Origin of the sequence: Agrobacterium sp. SORGH_AS_0440 (assembly GCF_031453135.1) — a bacterium.
In the GTDB taxonomy this organism is placed as follows: Bacteria; Pseudomonadota; Alphaproteobacteria; order Rhizobiales; family Rhizobiaceae; genus Agrobacterium; species Agrobacterium pusense.
Window position 1 is genome coordinate 1,337,898 of record NZ_JAVIYR010000001.1, and the last position, 14,603, is coordinate 1,352,500.

General features: G+C 59.6%; 7 protein-coding genes and 1 pseudogene. 6 read left to right on the forward strand and 2 right to left on the reverse strand.

Annotated features, from left to right (window positions below):
• Positions 1–148: 148 nt before the first annotated feature.
• Positions 149–1,996, reverse strand: a complete 1,848-nt coding sequence (locus tag QE453_RS06160; protein ID WP_279873909.1) for a DEAD/DEAH box helicase — start codon at positions 1,994–1,996, stop codon at positions 149–151.
• A gap of 390 nt (positions 1,997–2,386) precedes the next feature.
• Between QE453_RS06160 and QE453_RS06165 the strand changes: the two are divergent.
• From QE453_RS06165 to clpB, 6 genes and pseudogenes are all read left to right on the forward strand, one after another.
• Positions 2,387–3,665, forward strand: a pseudogene (locus QE453_RS06165) (aspartate kinase).
• Positions 3,666–3,839: 174 nt separating this feature from the next.
• The gene (ptsP, locus tag QE453_RS06170) at positions 3,840–6,107 is read left to right on the forward strand and encodes a phosphoenolpyruvate--protein phosphotransferase (RefSeq protein WP_004437993.1); all 2,268 of its coding nucleotides are present in this window, start codon (positions 3,840–3,842) and stop codon (positions 6,105–6,107) included.
• A 29-nt stretch (positions 6,108–6,136) separates the two neighbouring features.
• Complete coding sequence (gene prfA, locus QE453_RS06175) at positions 6,137–7,216, forward strand: peptide chain release factor 1 (protein WP_004437995.1); 1,080 nt, start codon at positions 6,137–6,139, stop codon at positions 7,214–7,216.
• Positions 7,213–8,082, forward strand: coding sequence for a peptide chain release factor N(5)-glutamine methyltransferase (gene prmC / locus QE453_RS06180; protein ID WP_004437997.1), 870 nt, complete (start codon positions 7,213–7,215; stop codon positions 8,080–8,082). Before prfA ends, prmC begins: the two co-directional genes overlap by 4 nt.
• Positions 8,083–8,477: 395 nt before the next feature.
• Entirely contained in the window at positions 8,478–9,260 is a 783-nt protein-coding gene (locus QE453_RS06185) for a DUF4167 domain-containing protein (protein ID WP_125270881.1), read from the forward strand.
• Between the two features lie 364 nt (positions 9,261–9,624).
• Entirely contained in the window at positions 9,625–12,249 is a 2,625-nt protein-coding gene (gene clpB, locus QE453_RS06190) for an ATP-dependent chaperone ClpB (RefSeq protein WP_006698032.1), read from the forward strand.
• A 68-nt stretch (positions 12,250–12,317) separates the two neighbouring features.
• Here the strand turns inward: clpB and QE453_RS06195 are convergent, their stop codons facing one another.
• A complete protein-coding gene (locus tag QE453_RS06195) occupies positions 12,318–14,264 on the reverse strand; it encodes a M23 family metallopeptidase (protein WP_142187217.1) in 1,947 nt (648 codons plus the stop codon).
• Between the last annotated feature and the right edge of the window lie 339 nt (positions 14,265–14,603).

A 14,603-nucleotide genomic window follows, 5' to 3' on the forward strand; every position in this document is an offset into this window, starting at 1 on the left:
TTTGATCGCAAAAGGGTCTTCTCACGACGCAGACGCGTCGTGGCTGGATGCCGGATCAGGTCCGGCATGACGGAGGAGGTCGTCAACCGGCTTGGGTCCCACAAAAAGGGACCCATTTTCTTGCAAGAGCTAAAAACGAAGGGCGTCCTCAGCCCTTTGTCGGCTTTGGCCCACGCTTTTCGAATGGCTTGTCCTTCTTGCCCTCATATTTCGGCTTGTCGCCAAAGGGCTTTTTCTTTTTCCGGGGCTTGTCTTCGCCCTTGCGATCATCGCGGGGGGCGCTCGCGTTGTCGGACTTGCTGAACTTCCGCTGGGCCTTGGCCGGCCGCGTGTCTTCGCGGAAGCCGCCGGTCATCTCGGGTTTGCCCTCAAGCGCCTTCAGGCGAATGCCCTTTTCCAGCGTCATGTCCTTGCCGATGGCGGAGGTGAAGCGGTCGACGGCGTCGGCTGCCAGTTCCACGAAGGTTTCGGTCTGTTGCATGCGGATCGCGCCGATATCCTGGCGGGTGATCTTGCCGAAACGGCAGAGCATCGGAATAAGCCAGCGCGGTTCCGCACTCTGCTTGCGACCGACAGACAGGGAGAACCAGGCACTGTCGGAGAAATCGGACCTGTCGCGGCGCGGAGCGTTGTTTTCGACCGTTTCGAAACTGTCGCGGCGCGGCTTGCGGGTGTTATCAAGCGCGACTTCAAAAATGTCCTCCGGTGCCGAACGTCCTGCATGATAAAGGCGGACGAAGGCCGCCGCGACTTTTTCCGCGCCATGCTGTTCCAGCAGCTTGGTCACGAAATCGCGTTCGTCATCCGCCACTGCTTCGCTCAGCGTAGGATCGGCCAGAAGCCGGGCGCCGTCGCGCTCGACGATCTCTTCAACGGAGGGTGGGTGTACCCATGCGGCACTGACCTTGGCGCCTTCGAGCAGGCGCTCGGCCTTGCGGCGCTGGCTGACCGGCACCACGATGGCGCTGACGCCTTTCTGACCGGCGCGGCCGGTGCGGCCCGAGCGGTGCAGAAGCGTTTCGGAATTGGTCGGCAGGTCGGCATGGATGACGAGTTCGAGGCCGGGCAGGTCGATGCCGCGGGCGGCAACGTCTGTCGCCACGCAAACGCGGGCGCGGCCGTCACGCATGGCCTGCAGGGCATGTGTGCGCTCGTTCTGCGTCAGTTCGCCGGAGAGAGCCACGACGGAGAAGCCACGATTGTTCAGGCGGGCCGTCAGGTGGTTCACCGCGGCGCGGGTGGAGCAGAACACGATGGCGTTGCGGGCTTCGTAAAAGCGCAGCGCATTGATGATGGCGTTCTCACGGTCGGAAGGCGAAACCAGAAGCGCGCGATATTCGATATCCACATGCTGCTTCTGTTCGGAAGCGGTGGCGATGCGCACGGCGTTCTTCTGGTAGCTTTCAGCCAGCTTGGCGATGCTGCGCGGCACGGTGGCCGAGAACATCAGCGTGCGGCGATCTTCGGGCGATTCTTCCAGAATGAATTCCAGATCTTCACGGAAGCCGAGGTCGAGCATTTCGTCGGCTTCGTCGAGCACGACAGCGCGGATCGATGAGAGATCGAGTGCATTGCGCTTGATGTGGTCGCAGAGACGGCCGGGCGTGCCGACGACGATATGCGCGCCGCGCTCCAGCGCCCGGCGCTCATTGCGGATATCCATGCCGCCGACGCAGGAGGCGATGGAGACACCGGCAAATTCGTAAAGCCATTCCAGCTCGCGCTTGACCTGCATGGCCAGTTCGCGTGTGGGGGCGATGGCAAGCGCCAGAGGGGCAGCGGCTTGGCCGAAACGGGTGTTGTCACGCAGCAGCGTGGTCGCAAGCGCGATGCCGAAGGCAACGGTCTTGCCGGAACCGGTCTGCGCGGAAACCAGCGCGTCCTTGTCGGCAAGTTCCGGCGCAAGCATGGCCTGCTGCACGGGGGTCAAATCTTTATAGCCGCGTTTTTCCAACGCCTGCGCGATCGCCGGGGCGATACCCTGGGTGTCTGTCATCTACCGTCTTTCGGATATGAAGCTGCCCGCATCCGCCCGAAACCAATAGATCCTAAAGTCTCCGGGGCAGCCGATACAAGCCATTTCGGCCATCTGGCCGGTTGCATTGCCGCGCTCATACTGCGAATGGGCCGATTTGTACAGTGCACCGCGGTACGCTCTTTTGCGGGTGCTTTATCCCGCCGGCGCATCAGTGTGCCATTGTTGCATGTTCAGGCTCCCGAAAAAGGCGTACCGCATGGTTCATAAACGGCATTGCGTGGCCCCCGCCTTTTCGCTAAGAGACCCGCAACTTGAGGCTCTTTGTCAGGAAGAGCCGACTGGGTTTGTTCTTGTCCGTCCGTCTTGTGAAAGAGCCGGCGGGAAAATGGGATGGTACTGGTCAAGGCTATGGCTCGCATTGTCATGAAATTCGGCGGCACGTCCGTCGCGAACCTCGAACGCATTCACAATGTCGCCCGGCATGTGAAACGCGAAGTGGATGCCGGCCATGAAGTGGCCGTGGTCGTTTCCGCCATGTCCGGTAAAACCAACGAATTGGTTGACTGGGTGCAGAACGCAGCAAAGATTACGGGGAGCAATGCCGCCTCCTTTTATGATGCGCGCGAATATGACGCGGTTGTTGCATCGCGGCGAGCAGGTGACGTCAGGTCTTCTGGCGATCACGCTGCAATCCATGGGCATCAATGCGCGCTCCTGGCAGGGCTGGCAGATCCCGATCCGCACCGATAATGCGCATGGCGCCGCCCGCATTCTCGAGATTGACGGCTCGGATATCGTGAAACGCATGGGCGAGGGCCAGGTTGCCGTTGTTGCCGGCTTCCAGGGCATCGGTCCCGATAACCGCATTGCAACGCTTGGCCGCGGCGGCTCCGACACCTCGGCCGTTGCCATTGCCGCTGCCGTGAAGGCGGATCGTTGCGACATCTATACGGATGTCGATGGCGTCTACACGACCGATCCGCGCATCGAGCCCAAGGCTCGCCGCATGAAAAAGATCGCCTTCGAGGAAATGCTCGAAATGGCGTCGCTCGGTGCCAAGGTCCTGCAGGTCCGCTCGGTCGAGCTTGCCATGGTACACAAGGTGCGCACCTTCGTTCGCTCCAGTTTCGAGGATCCCGATGCGCCGGGCATGGGCGACCTCATCAACCCGCCCGGTACTTTGATTTGTGACGAGGATGAAATCGTGGAACAGGAAGTCGTAACCGGCATCGCCTATGCCAAGGATGAAGCACAGATCTCGCTGCGCCGCGTGGCCGACCGTCCGGGCGTCTCCGCCGCGATCTTCGGGCCTCTGGCGGAAGCGCACATCAATGTCGACATGATCGTGCAGAACATTTCCGAAGACGGTTCGCGCACCGACATGACCTTTACCGTTCCTTCGGGCGACGTTGCCAAGGCGCTTAAGGTTCTCGATGACAACAAGGCCCAGATCGGCTTCGACGTTGCACAGAACGAAACCGGCCTCGCCAAGGTTTCGGTCATCGGCATTGGCATGCGCAGCCACGCGGGCGTTGCCGCCAGCGCATTCAAGGCACTGGCCGAGAAGAACATCAACATCAAGGCGATCACCACGTCCGAGATCAAGATTTCGATCCTGATCGATGGCGCCTATGCCGAACTTGCGGTTCGCACTTTGCATTCTGCTTACGGCCTCGATAAGAGCTAAGCCGAGACATCGGTTCCCGATGCTCCGATTCTTCGGAGTTGCGTTCTTCCGATGTGGCGTTTCATGAAAGCGTGTCCCTTGCGGGACGCGCTTCTAGCGCTATAAATTTTTAAATGACGTTTTGATTCCCGAATATTATGACATTCGGATCGGAAGCGTCGGGGAGCAAACGCGATGAGAGACCTTTCCGCAGGTCCGCGCGTCCTGCTCAAGCGGCTGCGCGAAATGATGGCGGAGCACCTTGAACCGCAGGACCGCCTTGACCAGATCGTCCGTCAGATCGCCGGCAACATGGTGGCGGAGGTTTGCTCGGTCTATGTGCTGCGTTCCGACAGCGTGCTTGAGCTTTATGCGACGGAAGGTCTCAACAAGGATGCCGTGCATCTTGCCCAGCTGAAAATGGGGCAAGGTCTTGTCGGCACCATTGCCGCTTCCGCCCAACCGCTCAATCTTTCCGATGCGCAGGCGCATCCCGCATTCCGCTATCTTCCTGAAACCGGTGAGGAAATTTATCATTCCTTCCTCGGCGTGCCAATTTTGCGCTCCGGTCGCACTCTTGGCGTTCTTGTGGTCCAGAACAAGGCCAGCCGAACGTACCGGGAGGACGAAATTGAAGCGCTCGAGACAACCGCGATGCTTATCGCTGAAATAGTGGCGAGCGGCGAGTTGAAGAAGATCACACGCCCCGGTGTCGAGCTGGACCTGACGCGTGCCGTCTCCATCGACGGCGACGCCTATGGCGAAGGCATCGGTCTTGGCCATGTGGTGCTGCACGATCCGCGCATTGTCGTTACCAACCTGCTGAACGAAGATGCGGATACGGAAATCCGTCGCCTTGCCGATGCTATAGGCTCGCTGCGGCTCTCCATCGATGACATGCTGCAGCGCCGTGACGTACCGACCGAAGGCGAACACCGCGAGGTTCTCGAGACCTACCGCATGTTCGCCCACGATCAGGGCTGGGTGCGACGCATGGAAGAAGCGATCCGCAACGGCCTGACGGCGGAAGCGGCGGTCGAGAAGGTGCAGAGCGATACCAAGGCGCGTATGATGCGTCTCACCGATCCTTATCTGCGCGAACGTATGCATGATTTCGACGATCTCGCCAACCGGCTGCTTCGGCAGCTCATCGGTTTTGGCGGTCGTGGTCCGGAACAGGATTTCCCGCTCGATGCCATCGTGCTGGCCCGCGCCATGGGGGCGGCCGAACTCCTGGATTATCCGCGCGAAAAACTGCGTGGTCTGGTGCTGGAAGATGGCGCGGTGACCAGCCATGTCGTCATCGTGGCCCGCGCCATGGGCATTCCGGTTATCGGGCAGGCGACGGGCATTGTCGCGCTTGCCGAAAACAACGATCCCATCATCATCGATGGCGATGACGGCCAGGTGCATTTGCGTCCGATGTCGGATCTGCAACGCGCCTATGAGGAAAAAGTGCGTCTGCGTGCCCGCCGGCAGGAGCAGTTCCGCGCACTTCGCAATGTCGAACCGATCACCAAGGACGGCCAGAAGGTCAACCTCAAGATGAATGCTGGTCTTTTGGTGGATCTGCCGCAGCTGGATGAATCGGGTGCCGATGGCATTGGACTGTTCCGTACCGAGCTGCAATTCATGATCGCTTCCAACATGCCGAAGGGTGAGGAACAGGAGGCCTTCTACCGCTCCGTCCTGCGGCAGGCGAAGGGCAAGAGCGTTACCTTCCGCACGCTCGATATTGGCGGCGACAAGGTCGTTTCATATATGCGCGGCCAGGAGGAGGAAAATCCGGCGCTCGGCTGGCGGGCGATCCGCCTGTCGCTCGACCGGCCGGGGCTGATGCGCACGCAGATGCGCGCGCTTCTGCGTGCCGCTTCCGGTGCAGAACTGCGCATGATGTTGCCGATGGTGACGGAGGTGTCCGAAATCCGCGCTGCACGCGACCTGCTGCAGAAGGAAGTACAGCATCTTTCCAAATTCAGCCATGCGCTGCCGAAAAAGCTGCAGTTCGGCGCCATGCTGGAGGTGCCGGCGCTGATGTGGCAGCTCGATGAGCTGATGCAGGAGGTGGATTTCGTCTCCGTGGGTTCGAATGATCTCTTCCAGTTCTCGATGGCTGTGGATCGCGGCAACGCCCGTGTTTCGGATCGCTTCGACAATCTCGGCAAGCCGTTCCTGCGCATGCTTCGCGATATCGTGCGGGCGGGCGAAAGGCATCAGACTTCGGTTACGCTGTGCGGTGAAATGGCGAGCAAGCCACTTTCGGCAATGGCTCTTATCGGGCTTGGATTCCGTTCGATTTCCATGTCGCCGACGGCGATTGGCCCCGTGAAGGCCATGCTGCTCGGGCTCGATGCCGCAAGTCTTGCCGAAGAGTTGAACGCGGCGCTGGATGATCATAATTCGCTGGAAAGCGCGCGCGAGGTGTTGTTACGCTTTGCGGCGACGCATTCCATTCCCATTTAAAAAGAACTGTTTCATAATTGGAGTGACTGGTGGCGAAGCTTCCCGTCGAAAAAATGCGCGAGTTGGAAAGACGTTTCGGCGAGATCGAAGCGCGTATGTCGGCCGGGCCTGCTGCGGATGTCTATGTGAAGCTCGCTTCGGAATATTCCGAGCTCGAGCCGGTGGTGAAGAAAATTCGCGAATACGAGAAGGCGATCTCTGAGGCCGCCGATCTCGAAGCGCTGCTTGCCGACAAGACGACCGACAAGGATATGCGCGAACTGGCGGAAATGGAGCTGCCGGAGATCGAGAGCCGTATCGAAGAGCTCGAAAAGGACATGCAGGTCCTGCTGCTGCCGAAGGATGCTGCGGACGAAAAAAGTGCGATCCTCGAAATACGCGCCGGGACCGGCGGTTCCGAGGCGGCACTATTTGCCGGCGATCTGTTCCGCATGTATGAGCGCTTTGCTGCTTCCAAGGGCTGGAAGGTGGAAGTGCTCTCCGCAAGCGAGGGTGAAGCCGGCGGTTACAAGGAAATCATCGCCACCATCAGTGGGCGAGGGGTGTTCTCCAAGCTGAAATTCGAGTCCGGCGTTCACCGGGTCCAGCGCGTGCCGGAAACGGAAGCAAGCGGCCGCATCCACACGTCTGCGGCCACCGTTGCGGTGCTGCCGGAAGCGGAAGAAATCGATATCGAAATCCGCCCGGAAGATATCCGCATCGATACGATGCGTGCGTCGGGCGCCGGCGGCCAGCACGTCAACACCACCGATTCCGCCGTTCGCATCACCCATTTGCCGACAGGGCTGATCGTGACGAGCTCGGAGAAATCGCAGCATCAGAACCGCGCCAAGGCCATGCAGGTTCTTCGTTCACGGCTTTACGATATCGAGCGCCAGAAGGTGGACAGTGAACGTTCGGCCGACCGCAAGAGCCAGGTGGGCTCCGGCGACCGCTCCGAGCGCATCCGCACCTATAATTTCCCTCAGGGCCGTGTCACCGATCACCGTATCAATCTCACGCTCTACAAGCTGGACCGGATGATCGAAGGCGAGATTGATGAGCTCGTGGATGCGCTGATCGCCGATTATCAGGCGGGGCAGCTGGCGCAACTCGGCGAGCAGCATTGAGCGCGCCGGCCGGGGCCACTGTCGCAAGTGAACTTGCCGCGGCCCGCAAGCGGCTGCAGGCGGCGGGGATCGCCGATCCACTTCTCGATGCGCGTCTCCTGATTGCCGAAGTCGTCGGTTTTTCGTTGACCGACTTCGTGATGAAGCCGGACCGGTCGCTCACGACCGAGGAGCAAGCCCGAATTGATGCGATGATCGAAAGACGCGCCGGCGGCGAGCCTGTTCACCGCATCCTGGGCCATCGGGAGTTTCATGGCCTGGATCTTCTTTTGTCGAGGGAAACGCTCGAGCCGCGCCCTGATACGGAGGTTCTGGTAGACACGCTGCTGCCTGCCTTGAAGGCTGCCGTTTCAGCCAGGGGCAGCGCGCGTATTCTCGATCTGGGCACAGGCACGGGGGCGATCTGTCTCGCGCTGTTGAAGGAATGCCCGGAGGCGACCGGTGTCGGCAGCGATATCTCCGCCGACGCGCTGGAGACAGCCTCGAGAAACGCATTCCGAAATGATCTCGGCGGTCGTTTCGAACCCGTTCAAAGCGACTGGTTCGAAAAAATCTCTGGCCGCTTTGACATAATTGTGTCGAATCCGCCTTATATAAGAAGCGATATCGTCGCAACGCTTGACCGAGAGGTTCGTCATCATGATCCTCTGGCGGCGCTGGATGGAGGTCAGGACGGCCTTGCACCGTACCGCCTCATCGCTGCCGAAGCAGGCCGATTTCTTGTGGAAAACGGGATTGTCGGTGTGGAGATCGGTTTCGATCAAAGGCTTGATGTTTCCGCTATATTTTCTTCCCACGGCTTCTCTCTTCTGGACGCCGTGAAGGATTATGGCGGTAATGATAGAGTTTTGACCTTCCGGAGATAGTTGACGACGATATGTCTGCGGAATTTTTTGCAAGGATATTTTGCACAGCAAAAGAAAAGGCTTGGATTTCCGCGGGAAGCGGGATAGTTTGCGGCCACATGCCGGGTGGCTGAGGACGAACTGAGATTCGTCAGGGTATGGGTCAGTCCCGAAGCGGGTTCTTTAAAGAGCCCTGAAAGGCTGGGCGTTTCCGGCATGTGAATCAGTAAACTTTGTTCGCAGACGGCTCGGTGCAGCATTTGCGCGACCAGTCGTCTTACGCGAGGTCTTGTCCGGAGGTATCTCGGCAGGGCGCGTGATGGAGCAATTTCAGGAAAAATTTCCAGCGGTTTTCCGCCCGGAATTGCATGAAAACAACCAGATTATCAGCAAAACAGAATTCAGGTGAGCAATTGATGAGGCCAGGACAGCAAAACAAGCGCGGCCGGGGGCGTGGAAACAACAACAATAATAATGGTGGCGGTAACAACAACTTCAACCGCAAGGGCGGTAACCCGCTGACTAGGACTTATGACAGTTCCGGCCCCGATGTTAAAATCCGTGGCACAGCCCAGCACATAGCGGAAAAATACGCGGCTCTGGCGCGCGACGCACAGAGTTCCGGCGACCGCGTGATGGCTGAAAACTATCTGCAGCACGCTGAACATTATAACCGCATCATCGCGTCGGCTCAGGCGCAGATGCAGGAACGCTTCCAGCGCGACGACCGCGGCGAGTATAACGCCGCCGATGCCGACGAGATGGATGTGAACGATGGTGACGAAGGCGCCATTGCACCGCAGCATCAGGCCGAACAGGCCGAGCGCTCGCAGCAGCCCGAACGCCAGGAGCGCGCCGAACGGAACGAGCAGCGCCAGGAGCGCCGTGAACGTCCCGACCGCCGTGAGCGGCAGGAGCGTCAGCCACGCCAGCAGGTGAGCGCAGACCAGCAGCCTCCGGTTTATGACGCCAGTCAGGCGCCACAGCCCGTCATCGAGGGTACGCCGATGGAGGTGGCCGTCGAAGAGGAACAGCAGCAGGCGGAAGCTCCGGCCGAACGCGCACCGAAGACGCGCCGGGCGACTGGTCCGCGCCAGCGCCGTCCACGTCGCACTGCGGCTGCCGAAGGTGCCGAAGGTGAAGATGCAGGAGCCGGTGAAGAGGCCGCTCCCGCCACGCTTGAAAACGCCGCGGAATAAACAGCGCAGGCAGACATGCCCTAGGACTGAAAACTCCGGCTCGCCGGAGTTTTTTTATTTTGGCGCGCCAAAGTCTACGACTGCGCGCGTCAGCATGGCTAGCAGGGTGAAGCTGACACCCGTCAACTTCCTGGGAAAATTTCTCGACGGCCGGATTTCTTCCCCTTTAAACCGATGAAAATGCCTCCCATATTCGAGCAGGATGGAAGGTTGCCGACACTGCTGGCGACCGACCATCGAGAGGCGGCGATCGTGAAATCCTTAAACACGGCTGTCGTAGCGGGGCTTGCCTTTTGAGGGAGCCTCAACCCTAACACCCGGAGCCGTGCCGAAAGCGGGCGGGCCGGTCTATGGAGGTTCGACTATGAATATTGAAAAATACTCCGAGCGCGTTCGCGGTTTTCTGCAATCGGCGCAGACCTTTGCGCTGGCCGAAAACCATCAGCAGTTTTCGCCCGAGCATGTTCTCAAGGTGCTGCTCGATGACGAGCAGGGTATGGCGGCATCGCTGATCGAGCGGGCTGGCGGCGACGCGAAAGAAGCGCGTCTTGCCAATGATGCCGCACTGGCAAAATTACCGAAGGTATCCGGTGGCAATGGCGGCCTTTCGCTGACGGCTCCCCTTGCAAAGGTGTTTTCCACCGCCGAAGACCTGGCCAAAAAGGCTGGCGACAGTTTCGTGACCGTCGAGCGTCTTCTGCAGGCGCTTGCGATTGAAAGCTCTGCTTCCACTTCGGCTTCCCTGAAGAAGGCCGGCGTGACGGCGCAGGCGCTCAATCAGGTCATCAATGATATCCGCAAGGGCCGCACGGCTGACAGCGCCAATGCCGAACAGGGCTTTGACGCGCTGAAGAAATTCGCGCGCGACCTGACGGAAGAGGCCCGCGAAGGCAAGCTGGACCCTGTTATTGGCCGCGACGATGAAATTCGCCGTACCATTCAGGTGCTGTCTCGCCGTACCAAGAACAATCCCGTGCTGATCGGTGAACCCGGCGTCGGTAAGACGGCGATTGCCGAAGGCCTCGCCCTGCGCATCGTCAATGGCGATGTGCCCGAAAGCCTCAAAGACAAGAAGCTGATGGCGCTCGATATGGGCGCGCTGATCGCAGGTGCGAAATATCGCGGTGAGTTCGAAGAGCGCCTGAAGGCTGTCCTCAATGAGGTGCAGTCTGAAAATGGCGGCATCATTCTCTTCATCGATGAAATGCATACGCTGGTCGGCGCCGGTAAGGCGGATGGGGCGATGGATGCCTCCAATCTGCTGAAGCCCGCGCTTGCCCGCGGTGAGCTGCACTGCGTTGGCGCCACCACCCTCGATGAATATCGCAAGCATGTGGAGAAGGATCCGGCCCTTGCCCGCCGTTTCCAGCCCGTGCTGGTGGATGAACCGACCGTTGAGGACACGATCTCGATCCTGCGCGGGTTGAAGGAAAAATACGAACAGCACCACAAGGTCCGTATCTCGGATTCGGCCCTGGTTGCTGCTGCGACGCTTTCCAATCGCTATATCACCGACCGATTCCTGCCGGATAAGGCAATCGACCTGATGGACGAAGCCGCGTCGCGTCTTCGCATGCAGGTGGATTCCAAGCCGGAAGAACTGGACGAACTGGATCGCCGCATCATCCAGCTCAAGATCGAGCGCGAAGCCCTGAAGCAGGAGACGGACCAGTCTTCTGTCGACCGGCTCAAGAAGCTCGAGGATGAACTGGCGGATACGGAAGAGAAGGCCGATGCGCTGACGGCCCGCTGGCAGGCGGAAAAGCAGAAGCTCGGCCACGCCGCCGATCTCAAGAAACGGCTGGACGAAGCCCGCAACGAACTGGCGATCGCACAGCGCAACGGTCAGTTCCAGCGCGCGGGTGAATTGACCTACGGCATCATTCCGGGGATCGAAAAGGAATTGGCTGCAGCGGAAGCGCGGGACAGCAGCGGTGCCGGTTCGATGGTTCAGGAAGTGGTGACGGCGGACAATATCGCGCATGTCGTTTCCCGCTGGACAGGTATTCCGGTTGACAAGATGCTCGAAGGCCAGCGCGAAAAGCTGTTGCGCATGGAAGACGAACTTGCCAAGTCCGTTGTCGGGCAGGGTGAGGCCGTTCAGGCTGTGTCCAAGGCGGTTCGCCGTTCGCGTGCCGGCCTGCAGGATCCCAACCGGCCGATCGGTTCGTTCATCTTCCTCGGCCCGACGGGCGTGGGCAAGACCGAGCTGACCAAGTCGCTGGCCCGCTTCCTGTTCGACGACGAAACCGCAATGGTTCGCCTCGACATGTCGGAATATATGGAGAAACACTCCGTTGCCCGGCTCATCGGTGCGCCTCCCGGCTATGTCGGTTACGAGGAGGGCGGCGCTCTGACGGAAGCGGTTCGCCGCCGGCCTTATCAGGTCGTGCTGTTCGACGAGATCGAAAAAGCGCATCCGGATGTCTTCAACGTCCTGCTGCAGGTGCTGGATGATGGCCGCCTGACGGATGGCCAGGGCCGCACCGTCGATTTCAAGAACACCATCATCATCATGACCTCGAACCTCGGTTCGGAATTCATGACGCAGATGGGTGACAATGACGACGTGGATTCGGTTCGCGAACTGGTGATGGAGCGTGTCCGGTCGCATTTCAGGCCGGAGTTCCTCAATCGTATCGATGATATCATCCTCTTCCATCGCCTGCGGCGGGACGAGATGGGTGCCATCGTGGAAATCCAGTTGAAGCGGCTCGTTTCGCTGCTGGGAGATCGCAAGATTTCGCTCGAACTGGATGAGGATGCCCGTAACTGGCTTGCCAACAAAGGCTACGATCCCGCCTATGGCGCGCGTCCGCTGAAGCGGGTGATCCAGAAGGCGGTTCAGGACAGGCTTGCGGAAATGATCCTTGGCGGGGAAATCCCCGATGGTTCGCGGGTCAAGGTGACCTCTGGAACCGACCGGCTGCTGTTCAAGGTCAAGCCGCCAAAAGCCGAGGCCGACACTGAGGCCGCCGACGCTGCATAAAAAAAGGGCTCCGGAAACGGGGCCCTTTTCCTATAAGCGGACTCTGATGATCTGAAATCCCCTGCCGATCAGCGGCTTGCCACCTGATTGGACTTTTCTTCGATATTCAGCAGATTATCGATGCGTTTTCTCTCGTCGGAGAAACGCGCCAGCGCTTCGCCGGAAAGCGACTTGCCGCCCGGCAGACGCACCTTCATTGCGTCCACCTTGGTGCCGTTGACGATCAGCTCGTAGTGCAGATGCGCGCCGGTCGAAAGACCGGTCGACCCCACATAGCCGATGACCTGACCCTGCCGGACCTTTGCCCCCTCGGTGACCCCCTTGGCGATCGCGCTCTGGTGGTTATAGGACGAGACATAGCCATTGGCATGGCGGATCAGGGTCTGGTTGCCGTAACCGGAGGCCCATCCGGCCTTCTCGACAGTGCCGTTACCCGTTGCGATAATCGGCGTGCCCCGGGCGGCGGCCCAGTCTGTTCCCGTATGCATGCGGCTGAATTTCAGCACGGGATGGCGGCGCATCCCGAAACCGGAGGTCATGCGGCCGTTTGGAACCGGGTTGCGCAACAGGAACTGCCGGATGCTTTTGCCGTTTTCATCGAAATAATCGATGCTGTTGTCTTCCGGATTCTGGAACCGGTAAAAGCGTGTCTCGTTGTCGCCGAACTTGGCATTGACATAGAGCAGCTCCGACTTGTCCGTCGCCTTGCCATCCGCATCTTCCACGGAGAAGAAGGCTTCGAGCGTATCCGCCGGCTTGAGCTGCGCCTGGAAATCGACGCTGCTGGCCAGAAGCTTGATCAACTGCGAGACCATGCTCTGGTTCATGCCGTAAGCAAGCGCGGCGCGGTACACCCCGTCATAGACGCTTGGCAGATCGCGCCCCGCCGCAGGTGCGGGTGTGCTGTCAAAGGCGGTCGCCACCGCGTCCAGTTTCGGTGGTTCGCTGGCCTTGATGAAGCGCTTGCGGTCATCGACGGCCATGGTGACCATGTGGCGGCCTTTGCGGTAAAGGCTCACGCGCACGATATCGCTTTTTTCGTCTTCCTGAAGGATGCCGACGCGCAGCACGTCGCCGCTTTCCACATTGTTCGACTGGATTTGCGGTGCCAGCAGGCCGGCAATCTCCGAAGACTGTGCCTTCGAATAACCTGCGCCGAAAAGCGCGGCCTCGATAGTTTCGGTCTGACGGGCAGGGATCACGTCATCGGCATATTCCTTGACGGGAACGGAGGCCGATTGCGGCGTCGAGACCGACATGTTCTGTTCGACGACGCGGGCGGCCAGGCCGGCGGTGATGTCGACGTCGCCTTCGTCATTATCGAAACGGCGTGGATCGATGTAATAAAGCGCGGCAAGCTGTTCGTTGCCGTCCGTCAGGATCGATCCGTTGGAACGCACGGCTTCCTCCACCTCATCGAAGCTCAGCGAGCCGGCGAAGGGGAATTTGGAATGCTGCACGGGAAAGGCAACGGTCTTCAGGCTGACTTCGGATTCGACCTCGGAACCGTAAATCGTTCCCGTCCTGCTCGGTGCAGGTGCCGATGCGTCCTTGTCGTCATTGCTGGCGAAGATATTGAGGGGATCGAAGGCTGGATAGTCGTCCTGCTTGGCGTAATTTGCCGCAAGCGGAATTTTCACGTGGGAGAATGGCACCTTGCGGACCACTTCCTTGTCGCCTTCGTTGATGACCGTCGAGACTTCCATGATCGAGCGGTCGGACGGTCGCGCGGCAATATTCGGTGCCACGAGGCGCGTGCCGCGACGGGCTGCCTCCGTCACGTTGTTGCCCATATCCGCCTTGGCGAAGGCTTCGGCGGGGATGGCAAGCTGCTGACGTCCGTCGAGAGCGGCGAACAGGGCCACACCCATCAATATGGAAGAGGTAATACCAGTGAGGAACGTGCCGGAAAGCCATCGAAGCGAAATTTCGCGGCGATCGGGTGCACGTCGCCCTTCCGCCAGAATTGGCGGTTCCGTGCCTAGCGACCGGATCACGTTGCGATCCGCAGTCATACTGGCTGTGCCCCGTCGGTCATGCGCTCTCCAGAAACTTCAGGCGAAGATGTGCAACTTTCAAAGCCGCGAGTCAAATCCATCGACACCATGGCTAAAGGTTTGCAGCGCGCTTTATAGGATATGCGCAGGCATGCCCCATGTTAACGCTTCGTTGACAAACCAATTAGTGAGGAACCGGGCCAAAAGAAGGCACGCCCCGGTTCTTGCGGGCCTTCGGGATCTTCTCCTGTGCAAAATCGCTGCGTTTAACAGGGCCCCGTCGTCCGGCATTTCCAGGAAACCGAAATAACATATTAAATCCAGATACTTGTCGAATTTTCTGAGTTTTTCGAATTT

Bases quoted from the DNA above. Each gene is read 5' to 3' on its own strand.
- QE453_RS06160 (WP_279873909.1), bottom strand. From the start codon at position 1,996: ATGACAGACACCCAGGGTATCGCCCCGGCGATCGCGCAGGCGTTGGAA.
- ptsP (WP_004437993.1), top strand. From the start codon at position 3,840: ATGAGAGACCTTTCCGCAGGTCCGCGCGTCCTGCTCAAGCGGCTGCGC.
- QE453_RS06185 (WP_125270881.1), top strand. From the start codon at position 8,478: ATGAGGCCAGGACAGCAAAACAAGCGCGGCCGGGGGCGTGGAAACAAC.
- clpB (WP_006698032.1), top strand. From the start codon at position 9,625: ATGAATATTGAAAAATACTCCGAGCGCGTTCGCGGTTTTCTGCAATCG.
- QE453_RS06195 (WP_142187217.1), bottom strand. From the start codon at position 14,264: ATGACTGCGGATCGCAACGTGATCCGGTCGCTAGGCACGGAACCGCCA.